Here is a 19,384-nt window from a genome sequence, read left to right as displayed (position 1 = left end):
TTAAGCCACTAGAACCGTCAGACTGTGTGTTAATGGGTAATTATTCCAATATCACTTAACGACTTTTTATATAAATCTAAATAATATTACCAAATAATATGGGATATTTATGTAAAGAAAAGCTAATAGGTGCTATTTTGCCTGTTAGCTTTCTCATTATCTCCTTTATTCCTACTATATTTATTGCTCTTTTCATGTTATAGGCTAAAAAGGCCAAAGAGGTCTCCGTTTTTACTGACTTTAAACTTCTTGTCAGGAAATACGTTATACCAAATCCTCTTTTTATTGTCCCGAAGGGATGTTCTACTATCATTTGCCTTTGCTTGTAAAGCTCTTTGTTTTCTATGGTTCTTTTATCAACTATATCTAGAAAGTCTTGGTTTATTGATCTTTTAATTTGTCTTCCTTTCTTACTTGTTGTGCATTTGTTTTTATATTCACATTTACTACATGCTTCATAGTTTGTATATACTATTTCTTTTGTGTTTTCATCTATAGGTTTTTTTCTTCTACAATAAAGTCTTTCTCCTTTAGAGCATATATAGATATTTTCTTCTTTGTCATATTTAAAACTGTTTGAATATTGTAACATACATCAATACCATTGTTGTTTACAGACATTAACCTTGAATCTGGGTCTGTTGTTGAAATTTCTTTTGTTTCACCTTTTTTTTATTTCTTCTTTATATTGTTCATACTTTTCTTTTCGTTCTTTGAGTTCTCTAATTCTTTCTTTGATCTCTTTTCCTGTCGGTTTACGATCTGTGGATTCTTTAGTATCATTTTCTTCTAATTCATTCATGTATTTTGCAATTTTTTCTTCTAGATATTTGATCTTACGATTTAGGCTTTTAGTGTTAAAGTTATTTTTCTTTGAATTAGATGCTCTAAATTTAGATCCATCTATAGCTACTAATTCTTTACCATAAAGTCCCATTCTTTGCATAGTGCTACAAATTGTTTAAATACATTGTTGATAGCATCTTTATTATCTTTTCTGAAATCAGCTATTGTTTTAAAGTCAGGTGTTAGTCTTCTTAGTAACCACATTACTTCTATATTTGTTTGTGTAGCTTTTTCTAATTTTCTTGATGATGTAACTTTATTCATATAACCATAAATGTATAGCTTAAGAAGGTCCTTTGGGTTATATGGAGGCCTTCCTCTATCTTTTACTATTGTATTTTTAAATCCTAATTCACCCATATCTAGAGATTGTACAAACGCATCTATTATTCTTACAGCATTGTTTTCTGTAACATAGTCATCTATATATTCAGGAAATACAATTTTACTTTTTCTATTTATTCCTTCTATATACCTCATGCTACCACCATTCTTTCTAATATTGTTAGGTTAATTGTAGCATATTTTGTCTGTATTATGTTAACCAATTATTGGACTTTGTACACAGTCTGACGTCCCCCTGGTTTACCGCTGGTTTACACAAAAATGTCCGTTATCTAACCTATCAACTCAACCCTATTATTTTCAAAGCAGTTGATATGTTATCGCAAACAAAAAACAAGGCTTTCCTGACATTGTCACCTACGGCAAAGTAGCCAAGAGAAAAACTAAATGTCTGGAAACCCTTTATTTAATACACTTTTAAGTTATTTATTTATCCACCCTTGATATCAATACCACGCACTCAACATGCCCTGTCTGTGGAAACATGTCTACAGGCTGCACTTCTACTGCCTTATATCCGCCTTCATCTAAATACTTAAGATCTCTTGCCAAAGTAGAAGGATTGCAGGATACGTATATTACTTTTTTAGGTCTCATTTTTATTATCATTTCTATCACTGATTTATGGCAGCCCTTTCTAGGAGGGTCTACGACAATAACATCTGCTTTTATACCATCTTTGTATAGATTAGGTAAAATATCTTCTGCTTTTCCATCGTAAAATTCAACATTATTTATATTATTTAATTTAGCATTTATCCTTGCATCTTTTATAGCTTCCTTAACTATTTCTATTCCATATACTTTCTTTGCTCTTTGCGCTAAAAATAAAGATATAGTACCAATTCCACAATAAATATCAAAAACAACTTCATTACCAACCAAATGTGCATAATCTAAAGCTTTATTATATAGCACTTGAGTTTGTGTAGGATTTACTTGATAAAAAGACATAGGTGATATGCTAAACTTTAAATTTCCTATTGAATCAGTAATTCTATCATTTCCAAAAAGTACCTTATTTTTCATCCCTAAGATTTCAGAGCTATTCTTTTTATTAACATTTTGAATAATACTAGTTATTTGTGGAATTTTACCAATTAAAAGATGTATAAACTCATTAGAATAAGGTAATATATCTGTCTTTGTAACAATAATAACCATGATTTCACCTGTATAAGAAGATACTCTAGTTAAAATGTGTCTAATTATACCTTTTTTACTTTTCCTATCATATGGCTTGATTTTAAAATCTTTCATATACTTTCTTACTATATCAATAATCTTATCATTAATATCATTTTGCAGTATACATTTATCCACATTTATTATATCGTGACTTTCTATTTGGTAAAATCCTATAGCAATATCTTTTCCTTTTTTCCCAACCTGAAATTGAGCTTTATTTCTATATCGATAAGGTTGTTTCATACCTATTGTATCGTTTATCTTTATATCTTTTAGTTTTCCTATTCTTTCAATGTTGTTTTTTACAATGTCAGTTTTTATCTTCAACTGTTTAGTATAATCAAGTTCCTGTAATTGACATCCTCCACATATACCTGATAACCTGCACTTAGGCTTAACTCTATTTACAGAAGGAAAAGTTAGTTCTACCATTTTCCCTAACCCAAAATTTTTCTTTATTTTTGTTATTTCAATTTTTCCTTTATCCCCAGGCAATCCTCCATCAACAAAAACTGTAAATCCCTCTATTTTAGCTATGCCTTTTCCTTCTGATGTTAAATCTATTATTTCCGTAACAAATTTATCTCCAACATTAAACTCCCTATTATTCATAATTACTCCTTTCAAAATTTTATTATTTTATAACATTTATACAATTAATCCATATATACAAACAATATATACCTTTATGTAGATTTTTGTAATTCTTTGTCGTAGATTGTACATTTATTTTTAGTACAAGTTATTATACAATATAATTAGAAGTTATTACAAATGAATAGAGGGGGGATTTAATGGCAAAAGCATTCCGAAATTTAATTACTATCTTATTAATATGTTTAGTAGCAACAGGTATATCGATTTCAACTAGCCCCATCTTAAATGATTCTATATCAACAATAGCTAAACACAATGAGACTCCACAAATTTGGGTAACATCAAATATATCTGATACGTTAATTTATAATCCCAAAGAAATAACCATTGCAATTAACTCAAATTCACCGGTAACCTTACCTATTAATAATCAATATCTTTTTAATGTAATTATTTATAAAGAAGAAAGTATCTATAAAAAAATGCCTCTATATAAAGTTAATCAAGAATTTTCCTCAATTAATATAGACGATAATATCCCATATATTAAAAAAATCGATTTATCTCAATCAACTCTAAATTTACCAAATGGAGAATACAAAATATCTATTAGCCCAAATACAGACAATGAGACATACAATATTAAACCATTAATTTTACATATCAATTATCTTGCAAACATACCATATACTCCAGCAACCAGTAATATCCCAAAAGGTAAAATGGCAGTACCCCTTTATTTTAGTGATATCAACAACAGTATTAAACAGCTTATAGGAATTACAAGATTTGTAGATACAAATAAAGGCCCATTAAACACTACTATTTCGGAATTGCAAAAAGGTCCTAAAATAAGTACAGGTTTAAATACTAAATCACCTATAGGAAAAGTGGAGTATGTAACAACAGTAGACAGTATTACCTATATAAATTTATCCTCAGAAGAAGAAGTATATACCTTAAATCCAATAGAAAGTCAAATTGCAATGACATCCTGATACTGTCAAGTAAAAGTTGGCAAAATTATTATTTTTAAATTTAATCATCCAATTTTGCTGTTTTAATTATGTTTTTATGCCCGATAGGGCAAGAGTATTCTATTTATACTTTCTACAATTTTAAAAATAAATTTACATATACTTTACAATGATTTCAAAATTGTTATTCTATAATACTAGACTTATGATTATAGAATAACAATAAGTCTGAGAGCCCTATTTTTAGGTCTAATTCTATTTATTCATCAGTATTAATGCTCTATTATGTTGTATTTTTTTAGGCTTATATTAGAGCATAGGTATCGTATGTTAGCTTATTCTTTTAAGTTATATAATATATTAGATATTAAAAACTTAGGTTCATTTGACTTGCACATTTGCAACCTAACATGTCCTTTATGGCTTTTCTTCCGTTAGTTACTGAACATTGACTAAATGGCATGCTTGCTCTTTTGTGTTTGTATATCTTGCTTTTCTTTGGCTTTTTATTTACTTCTGCTGCTGTTAATCCTACTTTTTCTATTATTTCTTCAAGCTTTTCTTCTTTTATTTCTTTGTTCAGTAGTGATTTTATTGTTGTTGCTAATTCTTTGCTTGCTTTTTCTGCTAGTATCTTGGCTAAGTTACTGGCTCCTTGTATTGACCAACTTGTTTTATTCCCTTTCATCCTTTGTGCTAATATATCACATATGCTATGTTCCATTGTTCCTAGATTTCTATATTTAATTCCTTCTGGTGGTTGCGGCATATTTATGTCTGGGCGAAGTTTGTAGAGCACTATCCCTTCTTTGTTGTTTACTAGGTAATTATATAGTGCCTGTAATTTCTTCATTTTCTTTTGATTATCATTGTTTTCTATCATTAGTTTTGTTATCATTTCTAATCCTTCTTCTATGTTACCATTGCTTAGTTTCTTTATTATTTCTTTTGCCTTTTTCTTATCTTCTATGTTCTTAAGTACTGCTTGATTTCTATGAAATGGATCTAATTGAAAGTGTGAATTGTCTTCTTTTATAACTTCTTTTATCCAGTTTGCTCCATCTCCATTTACTATTTTTGTTTCTATTTCGTCAGTATTATATTGTTTCGCTATTTTGGCTTGTCTTAGTTTTCTAAATTCTTTACTACTTCCAAAGCTTGCATATGCTTTTTTGTTCTTTAGTACATATCTATCTTTTTTCTCATGCTTCTTCTCCCAGCCTTCATAAAAAATTCCTAATTTTAGTTCTTTTTTCTCTTTTCCCTTAGTCTTTTTATCTTTACCTTGGATATTTATCCACACTCCATCCATTTCTTCAAACAATATTTTTGTTTCTTTTTTGCCTTGTAATTTTTCTTCGTTGTTTAATTTTATTTCGTGTTTTTCTTTTTGTTTTAGTTGTTCTCCTAAGTTTTGTATTATGTTCCAAGCTGCTGAATGACTTATACTTTGGTTTGTCATTTCTGTTATTTTATTTGCTGTTTTTCTATATGATTCATCTGTTGCTAGATCTACTATTTTTTCTACTAGATTTGTAGATATATGTCCTATGGTTTCCATTTTTAAGTATTCATCTAAAAGGCATTTGTAACCTCTTTTACCCTCTTGTGTAGTATATTGATATATTCTACGTTTATATTCAATTTCGCCCATTATTGTTTTTATGGTAGTTTTCTTTAATCCTTTATTTCTATATTCTTCTTTATCTCTTTCTTTCATTAATTTATTATCTAATTTTTCTAATAGCTCTACGAGCATTTCACATGCCTGTCGGCATACAAGCTTATATATAATTTTCTCTAAGTTCTTGAAATTAATTTCTTTTTCATCTAAACTTATATTATACATGTAATCATCCCTTTTATAGTTTTCTTATTAATTACTATTATATTGGATGATTCATATATGTTAAAGGTGCTTTCGGGCATCTTTTTCATTTTTGTTGTTTTTGCCTACTAAAATTATACTCTAAGTGACATCCTTTATTAAATCTCTATCGAGTATTAAAGGAGTAAATAGAGTAAAATTTCTTGTAGACAATAAAAAAGCATCAACTTTCTTTAATGGTATTGATGTAAGCAAGTCAATTAAATATGAATTTAAAAACAAAGTTTATTTAGGATTTAATTCTTATAAAAAATATTACCTAGTTGATTGTAATGTTGAAGAAATAAACGATAAAATGTCTATTTATGAAAAAATAGAAAAAATATCTTATGAATTAAAAAACAAAAATGTCGAAGGCTTGTTTAATGCCATACCTAAAGATGTGGATATTTTAAATTATACCTTAAATAAAGATATACTTTCATTAAATTTTAATAATGAATTTTTAAATAGCTTTAATAACAACATAAATCTACAGAAATTAATGATAGATGCTATAGTTTTTTCTTTTACAAGTCTAGATGGTATTAATTACATAGAAATTAAGGTAAATGGAAACAGTTTAGAAAATTTTGCAGGAATAAACTTATCACAGCCATTAAAAAGACCCTTATACATAAATCCAGAATATGAATAAAAAAGTTGGCACACGAAAGTGTGCCTTTATAAATTAGAATCAGTATGCCTATAATATTTAAAATAATCCTCTAATAATTTTAGACTATATTTTAGATTTATATACAATTTATCCTAAATTGGCTGCAACTCTTTTCAGCATCCGTCTAATTGGTAAATTATATGGGCATTTAGCTTCACATTGACCACATTCTACACATTCATTAGCCTTGTGAGGAAGCGAAGAATATCTTTCTTTTGCCCATTCCGGTAAATTATATCTTAGATAATAACTTTCTAGCACAAATTGAGTAGGTATATCTATACCTTGAGGACATGGTGCACAGTATCCACATCTTCTACAAAATTCATTACCCAGTTCCTTAGCTTCTTTTAAAATAATTTCTCTTTCTTTTTCTGATAATGGAATAAAATTATTACCTATACTACTGTTTTCAATAACTTCTTCAATCTTCCTCATACCAGGAATAGCTACAGTTACATTTGGATTCTCTAAAATAAATCTTAATGATAGCTTAGCATTTGATATAGCTCCACCAGCTATTGGCTTCATAACTATTACCCCTATATTTAACTCTTTTGCCCTTTTAAATAAGTCTTCAGCTTGTCTCTCAACTGGATTATAAGGAAATTGTATAGTAGAAAATTCTCCTGTTTCTACTGCTTTCTTCAATACATCAAGACTATGGCTTGTAATTCCTATTTCCCTAATCTGACCTTTTTCTTTTGCCTCTTTCAATGCAAAGAAAGCACCATCTTCACTCATAGCCTTGTTATATTGTTCTTCATCTCTAACATTATGGAGCTGATACAAATCTATAATGTTAGTTCTTAAATTTTTTAAGCTTGTTTCTATTTCTTTCTTCATTCCTTCATAGTCTCTAACAGGAGATTTAGTTGCAACTATCCAGTTGTCCCTGCCACAAGATTCAAGTCCTAGTCCTATTAATTCTTCACTTCTACCATAACCTCTTGCTGTATCAATAAAATTTATACCAAGGTCATGAGCTTTCTTTACCAACTCTATAGCCAACCTTTCATCTAGTTTTTGTATTGGTATCCCCCCAAAACCGATTACCGAAACTTCAAATCCAGTTCTTCCAAGTACCCTTTTTTCCATAATGTTATTTTACCCCCCCTTATTTTCTAAAATAAATGTTAACATTTCCTCTTGCAATCATGTCCTTAAATTTTCTTTTAATATATTCTTTATATAATTCTCTTGTTATAGGTATAACTAATAAAAAACCAGTTACATCAGTTATAATACCCGGTGTAAGCAATAAAGCTCCTCCTATTAAAATACATAACCCATTTAAAAGTTGATTTCCAGGAAGCTTTCCTTGATTTAGTTCATTTTTTATCTTTGATAAAACAATTTTGCCTTGACTCTTAGCCAAATACGCACCTGCTATTCCTGTAAAAAGAACTATACCTATCGTCATCCACGCACTAGTTATTTCTGCTAGCTTAAAAAGAATAAATAACTCTATTATTGGAACAAGAGTAAAAAGTAATATAAGTTTAGGTAACATATTTACCTCCTTATTTATTGTTAGAAACTAAAGCGTCCCATACATTTTTAAACTTACGTCTAAAATTAATAGGTTTTAAATCCTTATTTACAAATGCATGAGTAGTATATCCTGTAACTAAAAGCTCATTATCTTCCTTTCTATATATCTCGTAGTCCATTCGTATTCTAACTCCTTTTATTTCTCCTACTTTAGTGCAAACAACTATTTCATCGTCAAATCTAGCTGAATTTTTATATTCGCATTTTGTTTCAATAACAGGCAATAGTACATTTTCCTCTTCTAATTTTCTTACATCAAACCCTATTTCTCTAAAAAACTCCGTTCTACCCCTTTCAAAATAAGTAAAATAATTTGCATAATAAACAATTCCCATCTGGTCAGTTTCTCCATATCTCACTCTAATAACAGTTTTATTAATCATGTTGTATCGTCCCTCCTACTTATGTAATACAAACAAATTAATTACTTTAAAGACTAGAGCAAATTGAATAATAAATATTTATTATTCAATTTGCTCACTTATTTACCACTTAATAGTATAACAACATTATACCATAAATAGGATATAGTTATAATAAATTTATATATGTTGTCTCATATATAAAAAAGTAATAACAAAAACTAAACTATAGTATAATATAGCTAATATGAAAGGAATTGTTAACTCTCTTATATTGTTAATACTAGCTACTGTAGAAAATAAATATGATGTAACTGCCATGCCGGGTAACATCCCCAAAGAAGTTGCAAGTATATATCCTTTAAATCCAGTAGTTGTAACTCCTGATAGATAATTTACTACTGTAAAAGGTAGTATAGGAATATTCCTCATAAGAAATATATATTTTCCTCCATATTTCTTCATATTTTTTGAAATGTTATCGATATTTATTTCCCATCTGTTAAATAATTTTTTTTTGTTAAATCTATTCATAATAAAAGTATTTACTTCCTGCCTATAAATTCTTCCTATAAAAAAGCATACTGTAGCAGATATATTTGCAGCAATAGTCATATATATTAAACCTTTAAAAGCTCCGAAAATTATGCTAGAAAAAATCACCAGCCATGATATTGGAACAAAAAAAATCGTAAGAACAGTAGCTAACAAAATCAGTATTACAGCAAAGTTCTGCTTGTATTTTACAGAATTTATTAAACTTTCTACCTGACTTTTATCAAAAATAGAATAATATTTCACTAAATACAATAATACTGACAGAAATATTATAAAAATAATTGTTTTAATAAATTTATTATTCTTTTTCATAACTATCTCCCTTATAAAATAAAAACAATTATTTTTATAATTTCCATTTACAAAAAATTAATACAATTAATCACCATAATAAATATTTCTATAAGTTCCTCATTATATAGGAAAATAAGTTTAAATATAAAATATAACAAAGAAAAATATACTTTCCCTGCTCTTGTAATCAAGCACATCTAAAATTAGATATTAGTTAGTACTTGAATAAGTAGCAATGAAAGTATATTTTCCAAATCATAATAAATAAAGTTTTAAAATTATTTCATTAATTTAGTCTATAATACTCTTGCTTCACCTTTATAAATAACTCCTGTAATACTATCTACTGTTATAATCTCACCATCATGAAGATCTTTAGTAATACCATCTACTCCTACTATAACAGGTATTCCTAAGTTAAGTCCTACAATAGCTGCATGAGAAGTAATTCCACCTTGTTCAGTGATAATTGCAGAAGCCTTAGTAATATACTTCATCATATCTTTGTCTGTATTAAATGTAACCAAAATATCTCCTTCTTCAAATTTTTCTTCTAATTCACCAACGTCTTTAATAACACAAACTTTACCTACTACAGATTTAGTACCTATACCAGTCCCTTTCTTAAGTATTTCTCCAACTATGTGAACCTTAATTAAGTTTGTACTTCCTGATACTCCCACAGGTATACCAGCAGTAATAACAACTAAATCCCCTTGGTTAATATATCCTCTTTCCAATGACTGTTGAACAGAGACATCTATTACTTCATCAGTAGATTTAGTTTTTTTAACTTTTATTGGATATACACCCCAAACCAAAGCAAGTTTTCTCATTACCCTTTCACTTGGCGTAGCAGCAATAATAAATGACTTTGGTCTAAATTTAGATACAGATTTTGCAGTATAGCCTGATGACGTAGCCGTAATCACAGCGTCTGCATTTAAATCATAAGCAGTTGTACAAGTTGCTCTACTTATTGCATTAGTAACAGATTTTTCATTTTTAGAAGACCTCATTTCAAACATCTTTCTATAATCCAAACATTTTTCCGTCCTAATAGCTATATTAGCCATAGTTTTTACAGCTTCAATTGGATACTTTCCTGCAGCTGTTTCACCAGAAAGCATAATAGCATCTGTTCCATCAAATATTGCATTTGCTACATCAGTTACCTCCGCTCTAGTTGGTCTTGGGTTCCTTATCATAGAATCAAGCATTTGAGTAGCAGTAATAACTGGTTTGCCAGCTAAATTGCATTTTCTTATTATGTTCTTTTGTACTATTGGTATCTCTTCAACTTGTATTTCTACACCTAAATCACCTCTAGCAACCATTATTCCATCAGATGCTTCTATAATTTCATCAATATTATCTACACCTTCTTGATTTTCTATCTTTGATATAATCTGAACATAATCAGCACCGTTTTCTTCTAGAACTTTACGTATCTCCATAACATCGGATGCTTTTCTAATAAAAGATGCAGCAATAAAATCTATACCGTTTTCTATACCAAATTTAATATCATCTATATCTTTTTCTGTAATTGCAGGTAAATTAATTCTGACTCCAGGAACATTTATTCCTTTATAATTTTTAACTTCTCCAGAATTTTTTACTATACACTTAATATCTGTAGAATTTAACACTTCGATAACTTCAAGTTCTATCAATCCGTCATCGATTAATATTTTATCACCTTTTGAAACATCATTTGCTAATCCTTTATAAGTCACACTACAAATATTTTTATTTCCAATAACATCCTTTGTTGTTATAATAAACTCTTGTCCTTCTTCTAAATAAACAGGCTCATTTTCAAATTTTCCTGTTCTTATTTCTGGACCTTTTGTATCTAGCATAATAGCTACAGGCTTATCTAGTTCTGCCCTTACTTTTTTCACCATATCCAATCTAGCTTTATGCTCTTGTTTATCACCATGGGAAAAATTTAATCTGGCAACATTTAATCCATTTTCTATAAGACCTTTAATCACTTCTTCACTTTGAGAAGCTGGTCCTAATGTACATACAATTTTTGTTTTCCTCATTTGCAACCCTCCTAAATAGAAAGTATTTTAGTTAATTCATACATTTGAAAGTCAAATTTTTTCTCCACAGCCAACGCTTCAGTTATGTCCATATCTATAACATCATTGCCTTTTACACCAACAACTCTACTAGATTTTCCTGCAATAAGTAGTTCAACTGCTCTTGCTCCCATTTTACTAGCTATTATCCTATCAAGAGCTGTCGGACTTCCTCCCCTCTGTATATGTCCTAATATAGTGACTTTTGTTTCTATACCAGTTTTGTCTTCAATGCTTTTCTTAAGTTTATATGGATTACCTACACCTTCAGCTAACATGATAATACTATGAAGCTTTCCTCTATTTCTGCCCTGTAAAAGTCGCTTACATACTTCATCGTCATTTATTGGTGACTCTGGAACTATTATACTTTCAGCTCCTCCAGCTAGACCAGCATGTAACGCAATATCTCCACAATGTCTACCCATTACTTCTATTATATTTGCTCTCCCATGAGAAGTAGAAGTATCCCTTATTTTTCCTACTGCATCTATTACTGTATTTACTGCAGTATCAAATCCTATAGTATAATCAGTATACCCTAGATCATTGTCAATAGTGCCAGGCACACCTATTGCAGGAATACCCATTTGACTTAACTTTTCTGCTCCCCTAAAAGAGCCATCTCCTCCAATAATAACTAATCCATCAATTTTAAACACTTTTAAAACATTTACAGCTTTAGTTATTCCTTCTTCTGTCTTAAATTCTTCACATCTAGCAGTTTTTAGTAGCGTCCCCCCTCTATGTATAACATCAGCAACAGAAGACAATTTCATTTCTTCAACGTTACCATTTATTAATCCATTATACCCCTTTTTTATTCCCATAACCTTTAAACCATTAAAAATACTAGTTCTTACTACAGCCCTTATAGCTGCGTTCATTCCTGGAGCATCTCCGCCACTTGTTAATACACCTATAGTTTTCATTTATATACCTCCTTAATATTTGCCAGGTTGGTCACTAAATGTCCCATATGTTGTGTACCTATTTTAACTGAAATACATATAAAAAAATAAAATATATATATACTCAAGTTTACAAATTGTATCCTAAATCTAGCAGCACCATCTGAACTTCGCTTGCCTCAAATTCAGGGGCCAAAATTTCATATAATATATTATCTCTTTCTTTTGAAAATGGTTTTATTTTCACCAAAAAGCCTTCAAGTTGTAATTTTTCCTTAACTTTTTCAGCTTTTTCCAAACCTTCAACCATATAAACTGCTGTCCACATGATTAATTTGCCCCCTCCAAACTAAATAATTATGTAAAAAAATTTTTTGTTCTAAAAATTATTATACCACATTTTAAAATCTTTTTTTCATGTTTATTCTACAACTTTTACATATTTATTCCCCAAAATTTCTTTAAGTTTCTCAATTAGTTCAGTATTTTCTACATTTACCCAATAATTTCTATCAGCTCTAACTGTTTTCCTTAGTTCTTCGATGTATATATACACAGGTACATTTCCTTCGTATTTTTGTAAAATACCTTTTATTTCATTCAGCCTTTCTATAAAATTCTTTTTAGTCATCTTTATATACAATCTTTTATTTTTCGTCTTAGTTAAAGGTAATATTGACTCGCATATTATCTTAGGAGCATCATCTTCATTTATACTTACCCGGCCCTTAACGATAACAATACTATCTTCATATATATACTTAGAATACTTCTCCAAAGTATTAGGAAAAATAATTAACTCAACAGTACCATATAAATCTTCTAATGTTGCAAAAGCCATTAAATTATTATTCTTTGTTATTTTATTCTGTTTATTTACTATTATACCTCCTATTTTAATTATAGAACCATCATGAATATTTGAAGAAGACACCCCATTTATATTTTCATACAATTCATTTAACTCAGCACTATTCACTGTTGAAATTCTCTTTAATTCTTTTTCATATGATGAAAGCGGATGTCCACTTATATATATTCCCGTCATTTCTTTTTCCATTGATAAAAGAGTTTTTTCTGGAAACTCTTTAATATCAGGAAAAATATCTCCTGCTATATTCCCTTTCTCATTAGGAGAAATACTGTCAAACATAGAAAATTGACCTTCTATATTCCTTCTTTTATCTTGATGTACACCATCAAGTATTTTTTCAAATACTGCTAACAATTGAGAACGACGAACATTTAAGGAATCAAAAGCTCCACATTTTATAAGGCTTTCCACCATTCTTTTATTTAAGCATCCAGAATCAACTCTTTGGCAAAAATCTATAAAACTTACAAATTTACCGCCTCTTTTTCTCTCTTCAACAATCGACTCAATAGCAGCTTTGCCTACATTTTTAACTGCTGCAAGACCAAATCTTATTTTTCCTTGAGAAACTGTAAATTTTGCATAACTTTCATTAATATCAGGAGGAAGAATATCTATTTTTAGTCTTTTACATTCCTGTATATATAATGATACAGAATTCGAATTGTCCATTACACTTGTTATTAAAGCAGCCATAAATTCTACAGGATAGTAATACTTTAGCCATGCAGTACGGAAAGCAACAACTGCATAGGCAGCAGAATGTGATTTATTAAAAGCATATTTTGCAAAGTCTATCATTTCATCATATATTTTATTAGCAGTTTTTTCATCTACTCCATTCCTAATAGCTCCAGGTATTTCTATATTTCCATCTTTGTCCTTTTTCCCATAAATAAAATGCTTACGCTCCTGTTCCATTACGTCCATCTTTTTCTTTCCCATCGCTCTTCTAACTAAATCAGACCGCCCCATAGAAAATCCGCCTATATCTCTAACTATCTGCATTACTTGTTCTTGATACACCATACATCCATAAGTAACATTAAGTATAGGTTCAAGTTTGGGATGAGTATATTTTATGCCATGTGGATTATTTTTATTCTGGATATACCTTGGAATTTGATTCATAGGACCAGGTCTAAAAAGAGAATTGGCAGCAACGATATTTTCAAAATGAGTTGGCTTTAATTCTTTTAAAAATTGTCTCATACCACTACTTTCAAATTGAAATACTCCTAATGTATCTCCTTTACTAAACATTTTATATACATTAGGATCTTCATAATCAGAATTAGTAAAATCAATTTTAATACCATGATTATCTTCAATAAGTTTTATGGCATCTCTTATTACAGTCAAAGTTCTTAATCCTAAAAAATCCATCTTAAGTAACCCTAGTTCTTCTAATTCTGTCATTGTAAATTGTGTGGTAATAGCGTCATTATTTCTAGATAAAGGAACATATTCAGTTATAGGAAGTTTAGATATAACAACTCCAGCAGCATGAGTCGATGTATGCCTTGGAAGGCCTTCGACTGCCCTTGCTAAATCTATAAGCTCTTTTACATTTTCATCATTATTATACATATCAAAAAGTTTCTTATTTATTTCCAAGGCTTTATCTATAGTTATTCCTAATTGCATTGGAATCTGTTTAGCTATAGCATCGACTTCACCATAAGGCATATTTATAGCTCTTCCAACATCTCTAATTGCTCCTCTAGCTGCCATAGTACCAAATGTAACTATTTGTGCTACCCTATCCTTTCCATATTTTTTAATAACATAATCAATGACTTCTTCTCTTCTTTCATAACAAAAATCTATATCTATATCTGGCATTGAAACTCTATCAGGATTAAGAAATCTTTCAAATATAAGCCCATATTTTAAAGGGTCTATATCAATTATTCCTAAAACATAAGATACTAAACTACCTGCAGCAGAACCTCTTCCTGGTCCTACCATTATCCCATTGTCCTTAGCAAATTTTATAAAATCCCAAACTATAAGGAAATAATCTACATATCCCATTTTAACTATAACATTAAGTTCATATTCTAATCTTTTTCTTATTTTATCAGTTACAACTCTATATCTTTTTGCTAAGCCCTCTTCGCACAATTTTCTTAAATATTCTTCATTTGAATATCCTTCAGGTGTTTTATATTCAGGTAAATGTAATGTACCAAAATCAAGCTTTACATTACATCTCTCTGCTATTCTTACAGTATTATATATTGCATCTTCAGCATTTGGAAATAACTCTTTAATTTCCTCATAAGATTTTAAGTAAAATTCTGATGTAGGAAATCTCATTCTATCTTCATCATTAACTGTTTTTCCCGTTTGAATACAAAGTAAAACATCATGAACTCTTGCATCCTCTTTATTAATGTAATGAACATCATTAGTTGCAACTAAAGGTATACCAGTTTCTTTACTAAGTTTAATCAAATATTGGTTTACCATTTTTTGCTCTTTTATACCATGGTCTTGAAGTTCAAGATAAAAATTATTTTGTCCAAATATATTATTATACATTATAGCTCTTTTCTTTGCTTCTTCATAATTATTTTCGAGAATATAACTCTGTACTTCTCCTGCAAGACAAGCACTTAAAGCAATTATACCTTTACTATACTTTTTTAAAACAGTATAATCAACTCTTGGTTTATAATAAAATCCATTTACATATCCTTCTGACACAATTTTAATTAAATTTGAATATCCTTCGTTATTTTCAGCTAAAAGAACAAGATGATACTGTGTCTTATCCTTAGGCCCTTTATCTGTATACTTTCCTTTAGATATGTATACTTCACATCCAAGTATTGGCTTAATATTATTTCGCATTGCAGTTTTATAAAAATCAACTATTCCAAACATAGAACCATGGTCAGTAATAGCAATGCTTTTCATGCCTAACTGTTTAGTTTTTAGTATAAGATCCTTTACCCTTGCAGCACCATCTAAAAGACTATATTCAGTATGAACATGTAAATGAACAAATTTATCATTTGAATTTATTATTTTCATATTTTCCTTTCCTCCATACAACAAAAAGCAATGATTAATCATTGCTTTAATTATATCAAAACTACTATATTATTAAAAGATTTACATAGCATACGATACTGTCAAGTAAAAGTTGGCAAAATTATTATTTTTAAATTTAATCATCCAATTTTGCTGTTTTAATTATGTTTTTATGCCCGATAGGGCAAGAGTATTCTATTTATACTTTCTACAATTTTAAAAATAAATTTACATATACTTTACAATGATTTCAAAATTGTTATTCTATAATACTAGACTTATGATTATAGAATAACAATAAGTCTGAGAGCCCTATTTTTAGGTCTAATTCTATTTATTCATCAGTATTAATGCTCTATTATGTTGTATTTTTTTAGGCTTATATTAGAGCATAGGTATCGTATGTTAGCTTATTCTTTTAAGTTATATAATATATTAGATATTAAAAACTTAGGTTCATTTGACTTGCACATTTGCAACCTAACATGTCCTTTATGGCTTTTCTTCCGTTAGTTACTGAACATTGACTAAATGGCATGCTTGCTCTTTTGTGTTTGTATATCTTGCTTTTCTTTGGCTTTTTATTTACTTCTGCTGCTGTTAATCCTACTTTTTCTATTATTTCTTCAAGCTTTTCTTCTTTTATTTCTTTGTTCAGTAGTGATTTTATTGTTGTTGCTAATTCTTTGCTTGCTTTTTCTGCTAGTATCTTGGCTAAGTTACTGGCTCCTTGTATTGACCAACTTGTTTTATTCCCTTTCATCCTTTGTGCTAATATATCACATATGCTATGTTCCATTGTTCCTAGATTTCTATATTTAATTCCTTCTGGTGGTTGCGGCATATTTATGTCTGGGCGAAGTTTGTAGAGCACTATCCCTTCTTTGTTGTTTACTAGGTAATTATATAGTGCCTGTAATTTCTTCATTTTCTTTTGATTATCATTGTTTTCTATCATTAGTTTTGTTATCATTTCTAATCCTTCTTCTATGTTACCATTGCTTAGTTTCTTTATTATTTCTTTTGCCTTTTTCTTATCTTCTATGTTCTTAAGTACTGCTTGATTTCTATGAAATGGATCTAATTGAAAGTGTGAATTGTCTTCTTTTATAACTTCTTTTATCCAGTTTGCTCCATCTCCATTTACTATTTTTGTTTCTATTTCGTCAGTATTATATTGTTTCGCTATTTTGGCTTGTCTTAGTTTTCTAAATTCTTTACTACTTCCAAAGCTTGCATATGCTTTTTTGTTCTTTAGTACATATCTATCTTTTTTCTCATGCTTCTTCTCCCAGCCTTCATAAAAAATTCCTAATTTTAGTTCTTTTTTCTCTTTTCCCTTAGTCTTTTTATCTTTACCTTGGATATTTATCCACACTCCATCCATTTCTTCAAACAATATTTTTGTTTCTTTTTTGCCTTGTAATTTTTCTTCGTTGTTTAATTTTATTTCGTGTTTTTCTTTTTGTTTTAGTTGTTCTCCTAAGTTTTGTATTATGTTCCAAGCTGCTGAATGACTTATACTTTGGTTTGTCATTTCTGTTATTTTATTTGCTGTTTTTCTATATGATTCATCTGTTGCTAGATCTACTATTTTTTCTACTAGATTTGTAGATATATGTCCTATGGTTTCCATTTTTAAGTATTCATCTAAAAGGCATTTGTAACCTCTTTTACCCTCTTGTGTAGTATATTGATATATTCTACGTTTATATTCAATTTCGCCCATTATTGTTTTTATGGTAGTTTTCTTTAATCCTTTATTTCTATATTCTTCTTTATCTCTTTCTTTCATTAATTTATTATCTAATTTTTCTAATAGCTCTACGAGCATTTCACATGCCTGTCGGCATACAAGCTTATATATAATTTTCTCTAAGTTCTTGAAATTAATTTCTTTTTCATCTAAACTTATATTATACATGTAATCATCCCTTTTATAGTTTTCTTATTAATTACTATTATATTGGATGATTCATATATGTTAAAGGTGCTTTCGGGCATCTTTTTCATTTTTGTTGTTTTTGCCTACTAAAATTATACTCTAAGATAGCATACTGTTCATTCTCAAAGCTATCAGTAATAATAATGTTATTATTACTAACTAAGTCTACAAGATAAGGGGACTTTAACTTATTCCCTTCCCTATCATATGTTACCATTATCACTGGCCTATTAGGAAAACTCTTATAGTTTTTAACTACATATCCCCTCTCTCCAGTACTTAAAATAACCCCTTTACCTATGGGATATATAGCTAGATTTTCTACAAAAATCCTAACTAATTCATAGTCAAACTGACTTCTTCCCATAGAAATAAGATACTCTATAGCGTCTTGAGTCTTTAACTTTTTTCTATAAACTCTATCAGTAGTTAATGCGTCAAATACATCAGATATAGCTACAATCCTTGCATACTCGTGAATACTATTGCCTCTTAAGTTATTAGGATACCCTTTACCATCATATCTCTCATGGTGGGATAATGCTATGCCAGCTGACGCTTCACTTACTTGAGGATTGTTTTTTAATATTTCATAACCATGAATAGTATGCATCTTAATCTTATTATATTCATCATCACTTAATTTACTTGGCTTTTTTAATATATGTAGTGGGATTCTCAATTTCCCAATATCATGAAGGATAGCACCTATGCCAAGTTCAGTAAGTTTTTCTCTGTCATAACCCAAGTATATTCCCATAACAATTGACAATACACATACATTAACAGAATGACCAAATGTATATTCATCTATAGACTTTATTTCCGCAAGGTTTAATAAGATATTCTCTTTGTTAAATAACTCATCAATAATCTTATTAACCAACTTAGTAATTGTTTCTAGTTCTAAATTATTAGAAAAAGATAACTGTCTTAATACAGATTTCAACTTTGACATTACTTCAGTCTTAGTTTCATTTTTTATTAGTCCTTTATTACAATCTTTATTGTTTGAATTCTCTTCAATATATAAATTTGTAATACCTTTATCTTTTAAATAATCAATATATCTTTTCTTTAGTTTTTGTCCTTTATTTATTAAAATGGAGCCATTTTCTCTATATATAGGTTTAGCTAGCACCATTCCTTCAGATAATTCATCAGTTGATATTAGTTTCATTCATTATCCACCTTTATTTTTAGTCAAAAAACCTACTTATACGACTCCATTATACAAAAAATATAGCTAATA

17 protein-coding genes are annotated in these 19,384 nt (G+C 29.1%); 2 read left to right on the top strand and 15 right to left on the bottom strand.

The genetic code is table 11. From position 1 onward, the window contains the following. Window positions 1-76 precede the first annotated feature (76 nt). The 4 genes from ACZ41D_RS05105 to rlmD all read right to left on the bottom strand — a co-directional run bounded on the left by ACZ41D_RS05105 (window position 77) and on the right by rlmD (window position 2,991). A complete protein-coding gene (locus ACZ41D_RS05105) occupies window positions 77-592 on the bottom strand; it encodes a transposase (RefSeq protein ID WP_464152846.1) in 516 nt (171 codons plus the stop codon). Between the two features lie 69 nt (window positions 593-661). After that, window positions 662-937 (bottom strand): hypothetical protein, encoded by a 276-nt coding sequence (locus tag ACZ41D_RS05100; protein ID WP_464152845.1) that lies wholly within the window; start codon window positions 935-937, stop codon window positions 662-664. Next, window positions 913-1,326: a transposase gene (locus ACZ41D_RS05095; RefSeq protein WP_464152844.1), complete on the bottom strand. Its 414-nt coding sequence runs from the start codon at window positions 1,324-1,326 to the stop codon at window positions 913-915. The genes ACZ41D_RS05100 and ACZ41D_RS05095 overlap by 25 nt, the downstream gene beginning before the upstream one ends. A gap of 291 nt (window positions 1,327-1,617) precedes the next feature. After that, on the bottom strand, window positions 1,618-2,991 hold the full coding sequence (gene rlmD, locus ACZ41D_RS05090) for a 23S rRNA (uracil(1939)-C(5))-methyltransferase RlmD (protein WP_464152843.1): 1,374 nt from the start codon (window positions 2,989-2,991) through the stop codon (window positions 1,618-1,620). A gap of 182 nt (window positions 2,992-3,173) precedes the next feature. On the opposite strand from rlmD, the gene ACZ41D_RS05085 reads away from it, so the two are divergent. Further along, window positions 3,174-3,974: a hypothetical protein gene (locus ACZ41D_RS05085; protein ID WP_464152842.1), complete on the top strand. Its 801-nt coding sequence runs from the start codon at window positions 3,174-3,176 to the stop codon at window positions 3,972-3,974. A 346-nt stretch (window positions 3,975-4,320) separates the two neighbouring features. Here the strand turns inward: ACZ41D_RS05085 and ACZ41D_RS05080 are convergent, their stop codons facing one another. Further along, window positions 4,321-5,802, bottom strand: coding sequence for an ISLre2 family transposase (locus ACZ41D_RS05080; RefSeq protein ID WP_464150702.1), 1,482 nt, complete (start codon window positions 5,800-5,802; stop codon window positions 4,321-4,323). 124 nt (window positions 5,803-5,926) lie between these two features. Here ACZ41D_RS05080 and ACZ41D_RS05075 point away from each other — a divergent pair, with 124 nt between their 5' ends. Continuing rightward, entirely contained in the window at window positions 5,927-6,478 is a 552-nt protein-coding gene (locus tag ACZ41D_RS05075; protein WP_464152841.1) for a GerMN domain-containing protein, read from the top strand. Between the two features lie 108 nt (window positions 6,479-6,586). On the opposite strand, the gene ACZ41D_RS05070 is transcribed toward ACZ41D_RS05075, so the two are convergent. The 10 genes from ACZ41D_RS05070 to ACZ41D_RS05025 form a co-directional block, all read right to left on the bottom strand. Continuing rightward, a complete protein-coding gene (locus tag ACZ41D_RS05070; protein ID WP_464152840.1) occupies window positions 6,587-7,597 on the bottom strand; it encodes an aldo/keto reductase in 1,011 nt (336 codons plus the stop codon). A gap of 19 nt (window positions 7,598-7,616) precedes the next feature. Next, entirely contained in the window at window positions 7,617-8,012 is a 396-nt protein-coding gene (locus tag ACZ41D_RS05065) for an FxsA family protein (RefSeq protein ID WP_464152839.1), read from the bottom strand. 10 nt (window positions 8,013-8,022) lie between these two features. Continuing rightward, complete coding sequence (locus ACZ41D_RS05060; protein ID WP_464152838.1) at window positions 8,023-8,436, bottom strand: acyl-CoA thioesterase; 414 nt, start codon at window positions 8,434-8,436, stop codon at window positions 8,023-8,025. A 159-nt stretch (window positions 8,437-8,595) separates the two neighbouring features. Further along, a complete protein-coding gene (locus ACZ41D_RS05055) occupies window positions 8,596-9,285 on the bottom strand; it encodes a TVP38/TMEM64 family protein (protein ID WP_464152837.1) in 690 nt (229 codons plus the stop codon). Window positions 9,286-9,563: 278 nt separating this feature from the next. Beyond that, window positions 9,564-11,321, bottom strand: coding sequence for a pyruvate kinase (gene pyk, locus ACZ41D_RS05050; RefSeq protein WP_464152836.1), 1,758 nt, complete (start codon window positions 11,319-11,321; stop codon window positions 9,564-9,566). An 11-nt stretch (window positions 11,322-11,332) separates the two neighbouring features. Continuing rightward, on the bottom strand, window positions 11,333-12,292 hold the full coding sequence (gene pfkA, locus ACZ41D_RS05045; RefSeq protein ID WP_464152835.1) for a 6-phosphofructokinase: 960 nt from the start codon (window positions 12,290-12,292) through the stop codon (window positions 11,333-11,335). Window positions 12,293-12,401: 109 nt separating this feature from the next. Beyond that, complete coding sequence (locus ACZ41D_RS05040) at window positions 12,402-12,581, bottom strand: hypothetical protein (RefSeq protein ID WP_464152834.1); 180 nt, start codon at window positions 12,579-12,581, stop codon at window positions 12,402-12,404. A gap of 111 nt (window positions 12,582-12,692) precedes the next feature. Further along, window positions 12,693-16,187 (bottom strand): DNA polymerase III subunit alpha, encoded by a 3,495-nt coding sequence (locus tag ACZ41D_RS05035; RefSeq protein WP_464152832.1) that lies wholly within the window; start codon window positions 16,185-16,187, stop codon window positions 12,693-12,695. Window positions 16,188-16,629: 442 nt separating this feature from the next. Continuing rightward, a complete protein-coding gene (locus ACZ41D_RS05030; protein ID WP_464150702.1) occupies window positions 16,630-18,111 on the bottom strand; it encodes an ISLre2 family transposase in 1,482 nt (493 codons plus the stop codon). Window positions 18,112-18,196: 85 nt separating this feature from the next. Beyond that, window positions 18,197-19,312 carry an HD-GYP domain-containing protein gene (locus ACZ41D_RS05025; RefSeq protein WP_464152831.1) on the bottom strand — a complete coding sequence of 372 codons (1,116 nt, stop codon included), beginning with the start codon at window positions 19,310-19,312 and terminating at the stop codon, window positions 18,197-18,199. Window positions 19,313-19,384: the final 72 nt, after the last annotated feature.

Source organism: Brassicibacter thermophilus (genome assembly GCF_055378355.1).
Note: the sequence above shows the minus strand (reverse complement) of the source record. Positions and strands in the feature narration are given on the sequence as shown.

What these genes read in the sequence shown, in the direction of transcription:
- ACZ41D_RS05105 (WP_464152846.1), bottom strand. Translation starts at nt 592, where the DNA reads ATGTTACAATATTCAAACAGTTTTAAATATGACAAAGAAGAAAATATC.
- ACZ41D_RS05100 (WP_464152845.1), bottom strand. Translation starts at nt 937, where the DNA reads ATGGGACTTTATGGTAAAGAATTAGTAGCTATAGATGGATCTAAATTT.
- ACZ41D_RS05095 (WP_464152844.1), bottom strand. Translation starts at nt 1,326, where the DNA reads ATGAGGTATATAGAAGGAATAAATAGAAAAAGTAAAATTGTATTTCCT.
- rlmD (WP_464152843.1), bottom strand. Translation starts at nt 2,991, where the DNA reads ATGAATAATAGGGAGTTTAATGTTGGAGATAAATTTGTTACGGAAATA.
- ACZ41D_RS05085 (WP_464152842.1), top strand. Translation starts at nt 3,174, where the DNA reads ATGGCAAAAGCATTCCGAAATTTAATTACTATCTTATTAATATGTTTA.
- ACZ41D_RS05080 (WP_464150702.1), bottom strand. Translation starts at nt 5,802, where the DNA reads ATGTATAATATAAGTTTAGATGAAAAAGAAATTAATTTCAAGAACTTA.
- ACZ41D_RS05070 (WP_464152840.1), bottom strand. Translation starts at nt 7,597, where the DNA reads ATGGAAAAAAGGGTACTTGGAAGAACTGGATTTGAAGTTTCGGTAATC.
- ACZ41D_RS05065 (WP_464152839.1), bottom strand. Translation starts at nt 8,012, where the DNA reads ATGTTACCTAAACTTATATTACTTTTTACTCTTGTTCCAATAATAGAG.
- ACZ41D_RS05060 (WP_464152838.1), bottom strand. Translation starts at nt 8,436, where the DNA reads ATGATTAATAAAACTGTTATTAGAGTGAGATATGGAGAAACTGACCAG.
- ACZ41D_RS05055 (WP_464152837.1), bottom strand. Translation starts at nt 9,285, where the DNA reads ATGAAAAAGAATAATAAATTTATTAAAACAATTATTTTTATAATATTT.
- pyk (WP_464152836.1), bottom strand. Translation starts at nt 11,321, where the DNA reads ATGAGGAAAACAAAAATTGTATGTACATTAGGACCAGCTTCTCAAAGT.
- pfkA (WP_464152835.1), bottom strand. Translation starts at nt 12,292, where the DNA reads ATGAAAACTATAGGTGTATTAACAAGTGGCGGAGATGCTCCAGGAATG.
- ACZ41D_RS05040 (WP_464152834.1), bottom strand. Translation starts at nt 12,581, where the DNA reads ATGGTTGAAGGTTTGGAAAAAGCTGAAAAAGTTAAGGAAAAATTACAA.
- ACZ41D_RS05035 (WP_464152832.1), bottom strand. Translation starts at nt 16,187, where the DNA reads ATGAAAATAATAAATTCAAATGATAAATTTGTTCATTTACATGTTCAT.
- ACZ41D_RS05030 (WP_464150702.1), bottom strand. Translation starts at nt 18,111, where the DNA reads ATGTATAATATAAGTTTAGATGAAAAAGAAATTAATTTCAAGAACTTA.
- ACZ41D_RS05025 (WP_464152831.1), bottom strand. Translation starts at nt 19,312, where the DNA reads ATGAAACTAATATCAACTGATGAATTATCTGAAGGAATGGTGCTAGCT.